Source organism: Barnesiella sp. CU968 (assembly GCF_905219685.1).
Taxonomy (GTDB): Bacteria; Bacteroidota; Bacteroidia; order Bacteroidales; family Muribaculaceae; genus Lepagella; species Lepagella muris_A.
Genome location: NZ_CAJMXD010000397.1, coordinates 1 through 2,613 on the forward strand (window position 1 = coordinate 1; position 2,613 = coordinate 2,613).

The following is a 2,613-nucleotide window of genomic DNA, read 5'->3' on the forward strand; positions in this document are numbered from 1 at the left end:
ACAAGCTTTTTCGGTTATGCACATTCCGGGATAGATTTTCTCTATTTCCATGGCGTAGGAATGGCTCATTACAGTGCCGGGTGTCGCAAGGAGTCCGATATGTCTTGTTAGCGAAACTTTGCCGAGTATCTCTACAGTAGGGCGGATCACACCGAGCACGCGGCGGTCCGGGTCGGTTATCGGCAGGACATGTTGCTGGATAGTGCGGAGAGCTTTTGCCGATGCAGTGTTGCATGCGAGTATGACAAGATGACATCCTCGGCTGAACAGTTCCTCGACCGCCTGACGTGTGAATTCATATACAATGTCGAAACTGCGCGTGCCATAGGGGGCGCGTGCGTTGTCACCGAGATAGAGATAGTCATAATCCGGCAGTCTCCTTCTGATTTCCCGTAGGATCGTCAGACCTCCGTAGCCGGAATCGAAAACGCCTATCGGACCTGGTTTGGCTGGATACATTTCGTGAGGTGTGAATGTTTGCGACAAGGGAAAATAAAAGCGAAGTCTGTCGGACTTCGCTTTTATTTTATTTTGTATGTGTCTTATTTCAGTCCTAATTTGGCTTTGACGAGCGGAGTGATGTCGTCAACAGGAGAAGCGTGGAAAAGAATCTGGTCAGGTGAGAATGCCTGAATGAGGCTGTAAGAGTTCTCACGTCCTACTGATTCGATTGCTTCTTTCATTTTTGTGGCGATAGGAGCCATGAGCTGTTGCTGCTGCTGGGCGATATCCTGATCGGCACTCTGCATGAAGCTCTGAATCTTCTGCTGATAGTCAGAGATCTCGCGTGTCTTGCGCTCACGGATTGCGGGAAGCTCATCCTCTTTCATTTTCTGAAGCTCATCGACCATGCGTTTGTATTCGTCTTCAAGGCGAGTGAACTCATCCTGATATTTCTTCTGGATTTCAGTCAGTTTGGTCTGAGCGGCTGTTGTCTCAGGCATTGCCTGGAAAACTGCGTTGGTATCAACGATACCGATCTTGACTGTCTGTGCAGAGGCAAACATCGGAATAGCCACTGCTACGGCGAGTAAAATTTTCTTTAACATCTTTATTATTTGTATTTGTTATTTCTATTTCGCGGGATAACCGGTTCAACAGCCGTTCCGGCTATTTGAACGCAAAGATAGTTAATTTAACCAAATATGCAAAATCGGTCAGTGATTATTTGGAATATCCCAGCTTTGCAAGCACTTCGTTGCTCACATCTATACGGGGAGAAGCGAAGACGATGCTCTGTGAGGAAGCCCGGTCGAATATTGCCATGTAGCCTTTTTCTTCAGCCACCGCCTTGACAGCGTTGTAGACATCTTCCTGAATAGGCTGTACCAGCGACTGACGTTTTTTGTAGAGTTCACCCTCCGGACCGAAATATTTGTATCTGAGGTCTGTCGCTTCTTTCTCTTTTGCAACGATAGCCTCTTCACGTTTCTTTTTCTGGTCATCGGTGAGAAACACCATGTCGGACTGATAGTTCTTATACATGGTCTCTGCTTCTTTTGAAACTTCGTTGACTTCCTTTTCCCAGCGTTGCGAAACCTGGTTCAACTGCTCGTTTGCCATTTCATAAGATGGAACATTACGCAGGATATATTCCATATCCACGAGTGCGAACTTCTGGGCGGATGCGGCTGCAACTCCTGCAATCGCCAGACACAATGTGATGATTATCTTTTTCATACCGTCAATATCTTTTTGTCAATTAAGACATAAGGCATTTACAAAAGTTTAATGCTTTAACTCTTTTTAAAACTCCTGACCGAGGATAAAGTGGATCTGTGATCCTCCGCGCTGTCCCCATACCTTGTCGAAACCGTATGCCCAGTCGATGCCGAGGTAGCCGAGCACCGACAGATATACGCGGGCTCCGACACCGGCACTGCGTTTGAGGTTGAACGGCGAGAAGTCTTTCACATCATACCAGGCGTTGCCGGCTTCGGCGAATGCGATGGCGTATATGGTGGTTGACGGCTGGAGCAGGAAGGGGAAGTGGAGCTCAAGTGTGAATTTGCCGTAAGCATATCCCTCGTAGCCTGATGGTGTGAACTGTCCGTTCTCGTAACCGCGCATGGAGATAGTCTCTGTGGCGTATGTATATGAGCCTGTCATGCCGTCGCCTCCGAAGTAGAAAGTTTCGAAAGGAGTCTTGATGTGTTTGTTGAATGAACCGAGGAGACCGAAGTCAGCGCGGGTCATCAGCACGAGTGTCCATTTGCCGTCAGGGTCGGTGAGTGGAGTGAATGTNTTGCTCTTGAAGCGAAGTTTCCAGTATTCGATCAAGCGGTAGAACTTGCTGCGTGCTGCTTCACGAGACTCAGTGTCCTGATTGCTGTAACTTGCCTCTTCAGATAATTTCGCCCAGTTGCGTTTGCCGAAGAGTGATGCCGGAGGAGTCATTGTCAGGTCTACGGAGAACTGCGAGCCGCGGCGTGTATAAATCGGGTTGTCTATTGATGTGCGTGACAACGTCAGACCAAGAGTGAGAGAGTTCGATGTGCCGTTGCGCATGTAGTAGAGATAGTCCCAGTTCTTCAGGTAATACCAACGGTAGGCGAGCTGTGCCTGGAACTGGAAATAATCGTCAGGCCAGTTCAGACGCTGTCTCTTATACAC

The 2,613-nt window shown here is 48.3% G+C and carries 3 protein-coding genes and 1 pseudogene; all 4 read right to left on the reverse strand.

What is annotated here, in order from left to right; genetic code table 11:
- On the reverse strand, positions 1-459 hold a 459-nt coding region (locus tag JX312_RS12035), incomplete at its 3' end, for a glutamate racemase (RefSeq protein ID WP_204458142.1).
- Between the two features lie 83 nt (positions 460-542).
- A complete protein-coding gene (locus JX312_RS12040) occupies positions 543-1,049 on the reverse strand; it encodes an OmpH family outer membrane protein (protein WP_123404905.1) in 507 nt (168 codons plus the stop codon).
- A gap of 115 nt (positions 1,050-1,164) precedes the next feature.
- On the reverse strand, positions 1,165-1,680 hold the full coding sequence (locus JX312_RS12045; RefSeq protein WP_123404907.1) for an OmpH family outer membrane protein: 516 nt from the start codon (positions 1,678-1,680) through the stop codon (positions 1,165-1,167).
- 66 nt (positions 1,681-1,746) lie between these two features.
- A pseudogene (locus JX312_RS14180) lies at positions 1,747-2,613 on the reverse strand (outer membrane protein assembly factor BamA); the annotation flags it as partial.

What these genes read in the sequence shown, in the direction of transcription:
- JX312_RS12040 (WP_123404905.1), bottom strand. Translation starts at nt 1,049, where the DNA reads ATGTTAAAGAAAATTTTACTCGCCGTAGCAGTGGCTATTCCGATGTTT.
- JX312_RS12045 (WP_123404907.1), bottom strand. Translation starts at nt 1,680, where the DNA reads ATGAAAAAGATAATCATCACATTGTGTCTGGCGATTGCAGGAGTTGCA.